4 protein-coding genes are annotated in these 3,087 nt (G+C 65.2%); 3 read left to right on the top strand and 1 reads right to left on the bottom strand.

The features are described from left to right. The first annotated feature begins 301 nt into the window (after positions 1–301). Both EOA36_RS32030 and EOA36_RS32025 read left to right on the top strand, forming a co-directional pair. The gene (locus EOA36_RS32030; RefSeq protein WP_127280844.1) at positions 302–1,087 is read left to right on the top strand and encodes an alpha/beta fold hydrolase; all 786 of its coding nucleotides are present in this window, start codon (positions 302–304) and stop codon (positions 1,085–1,087) included. A gap of 119 nt (positions 1,088–1,206) precedes the next feature. Next, on the top strand, positions 1,207–1,821 hold the full coding sequence (locus EOA36_RS32025) for a hypothetical protein (protein ID WP_127280843.1): 615 nt from the start codon (positions 1,207–1,209) through the stop codon (positions 1,819–1,821). Here EOA36_RS32025 and EOA36_RS32020 read toward each other — a convergent pair. After that, a complete protein-coding gene (locus EOA36_RS32020; protein ID WP_127280842.1) occupies positions 1,805–2,734 on the bottom strand; it encodes a metallophosphoesterase in 930 nt (309 codons plus the stop codon). The genes EOA36_RS32025 and EOA36_RS32020 overlap by 17 nt on opposite strands. Before the next feature lie 53 nt (positions 2,735–2,787). Between EOA36_RS32020 and EOA36_RS32015 the strand changes: the two genes are divergently transcribed. Then, a partial coding sequence (locus EOA36_RS32015) for an NUDIX domain-containing protein (RefSeq protein WP_127280841.1) occupies positions 2,788–3,087 on the top strand: 300 nt, incomplete at its 3' end.

The following is a 3,087-nucleotide window of genomic DNA, read 5'->3' as shown; positions in this document are numbered from 1 at the left end:
ACCGGAAATATCCGCCCGATCTGACCGAGCGGCTGGTTGGAGCCCTGCGCGCGGCAGGCCTCGGCAACGCGAGCTGACGTCCTCCGAACAGGACTGTTTGGACCAATCGAATTGTTGGCCGCCGAAAGCAGGTGGTAAAGTCCCGATATGACTGATTTGCCGGCTTTGTCACGCGAACTCGCGAGATCGGGAGGTCGCAAGCGCCAGTCGTCGTGAAAATTTTACTGGCCATCGTTCTGGACAAGGGGCAAACCAGCCGCATTTCTCACCTTGCCGTTCCGCAATAAAGCTCTCAGATTTCATGATCGCATCGCTTCACGTCGCCGAACAGGGTGCTGGCTCGAAGGCCATCGTCCTGCTGCATGGTTTCGGCGGCTGCCACGATATTTGGCACGACGTGATCCCGGCGCTGTCGCCTTCGGTACGCACACTCGCCTATGATTTGCCGGGGCACGGGCTGTCGCTCGATTTCCCCGGTGCCGGCCCGGCCAAGCTGGCGGCAAGGGCCGTCCTGGCCGATCTCACCGCGCGATCGGTAAAGCGCGTTCATCTGGTCGGCCACTCGATGGGCGGCGCGGTGGCGGCGCTGATGGCGCTGGCCGAGCCCGAGAAGGTGGCGTCGCTGACACTTCTGGCGCCTGGCGGCTTCGGCGCCGAGATCAACGGTCCGCTGTTGCGCCGCTTTGCCGCCGCAAGGGACCCATCCGACATCCAGGCGTGCCTCTTGGCGATGTCGGGACCACTGACGCGGCCTATCGATCACACCTTGGACGCCCTTGGGGACATGCGCGGGCGACTCGGCCAAGTCGAGAAACTCATCGAGATCGCTGCCGCCATGACCAGCCAAGACCGGCAGGGCGTCATCCCGCGCGACCGCTTGGAAACACTGACCATGCCGGTGATGGTGGTATGGGGAAGCGATGACCCGATGCTACCCGTTGCCCACACCGACAATCTGCCCGTGCAATTTCATGTGCACCACGTCCCGGGGGCTGGCCATATGCTGATCGAGGAGGCGCCAGAGCTGATCGCCACGATCATCCGGCGCAACATGAACCGCCGTGCCAGGCCCTTGCGCCCGAATTAGCCGCGACCGGCTGGGCCAGCGCGACACCACCCGGGCGCCTCGCCGTCTTGATCGCGCCAGTGCATTTTGCCGGCGGCTGTGTTAACTGCGTGTTAACCAACCCCGCGAGGCAGACGCCGATGAAGGACGCAGGCGAGAAGATCGATCCGTCAAGCAAACTGTCCGATGCCATCCGTGACGTGAAGAACGCCTTCGCTGACCGCGACGATGTCGTCGTCGACATGCGCGAGGCGCACCGCATGCGCCTCGACCTCCTGGCCGCGGACCTCGCGCCCGTCTTTGCCGATGTTCCGGCCGACATGGATAATTTCGACTTTGTCGTCTCCTCGGGCCTACAGCCGCGCCTGTGGATCGACGCCGTCAGCCATGTCGCGATGGGGCGCGACCGCCGCACCTACCGCTTCCTCAAGGACACTCGCATTGGCCGTGTCGTGCTTGCCGAATCGACCGAGATGAAGCCGGTCGCCGATTCCGTGACGCGTTATGTCGCCGAGCGCATCGTCGAACGCCGGAGAATGATGGAGGGTGGCGTCGAGCCGGCGGTCGCCGGCATGAGACGCGCCGAGGTCACGGAAGCCGAGCCGCCGCTGCGAGCCTCGACGCAAGGCAAGGGCTGGTCGGCCTTCCTGTCCGGCCTTGGGCTGGTCGCCGCCGGCGGACTTGTTGGTCTCGCGGTGTCGGCGGCGCTGTTGTGGGACCGCGTCTCGGCGATGGTTCTCAACTGGCGACCATAGCCGCGTCTGGCTCGACACCGAGTTCCACGGTCTGCAGATCGGAAGGCGGTATGGACGGTCCGGTCAGGCCGCGTCGCGTCAGGCGGATGCGCCAGTTTCCCTTTTCGCCGTCGATGTCGAACAGATTGTACTGTGCTGCCGGGTGATTGCCGCCCGGCGCCTGGCCGGCGGCGGCGACCCCGACGACCGGGACCTTTGCATCGCGAGGCCCGATCTGGAACAGCGACGGCAGGTGCGAATGGCCGTGCAGCACGAGCTCCGCGCCATGGCGGCGGATGATCTTGTGGAAGCGGGCGATGCCGAACAGCCGCTTGTGCTGGGAGACGGCGCCCCGCACCGGCGGGTGGTGGATCATGATCGCACGGAACAGCCCTTGCTTGGCCGTGCTCTCGAGGATCTTGCCGAGGCGAGCCGCCTGCCCCTCCATGAAGAAACCATTGGCCATGAAGGGCGCCGTGGCGCGCGCAGTCGAGACGCCGATCAGCGCGACATTGCCGCGCACGCGCAGATAGGGAAATGCATTGCGATCGACCGGCGTGTTGACACCGTCGCCGCTCATCCACGCCGCCCATGACCGGCAGATCTTGTCGAAGGCACCGGGCACATAGGCGTCATGGTTTCCCGGCACGACCGAAACGTCATGCGCCGACCCCAGCGTCTCGAGCCAGTGTTTGGCCATCTCGATCTCGCCGTCGAGCGCCAGGTTGACGAGGTCGCCGGTGACAGCGAGATGGTCCGGGCTTTGCGCCTTGATGTCGGCGACGATGGCGTCGATGACGGCATCGTGCATGTGGCGGCGGCGGTTGCGCTGCCAGTTGACGTAGCCGAGCACGCGCTTGGAGGCGAGATCGCGATAGGATACATCGGGGAGCGGCCCCAGATGGACATCGGAAATATGCGCGAGCCTGAACATTCCTCCTTCATAGGCGACGTGCACGCCGCTTTCCACCCACGGTTTCGCTACTGATGCCGACCGACGACGAAACCGCGTTCCGCCAGACCGGCTGGGCGGGGTTGAGGGCCCGGCTGTTCCATCTCTATTTCGTGCTGCGGCGGCCGATGACGCTCGGTGTGCGCGGCCTGATCCACGATGCCGCCACCAATTCCGTCTTCCTCATTCGCCACACCTATGTGCCCGGCTGGCAGCTTCCCGGCGGTGGCGTCGAGGTTGGCGAGACGCTGGCCGAGGCGCTGGCTCGCGAACTCGCCGAAGAGGGCAACATCGCGATGGCCGCCACGCCGGTGCTGAAGTCGATGCACTTCAAC

The sequence above is a fragment of the Mesorhizobium sp. M8A.F.Ca.ET.021.01.1.1 genome, from assembly GCF_003998025.1.
Taxonomy (GTDB): domain Bacteria; phylum Pseudomonadota; class Alphaproteobacteria; order Rhizobiales; family Rhizobiaceae; genus Mesorhizobium.
Note: the sequence above shows the minus strand (reverse complement) of the source record. Positions and strands in the feature narration are given on the sequence as shown.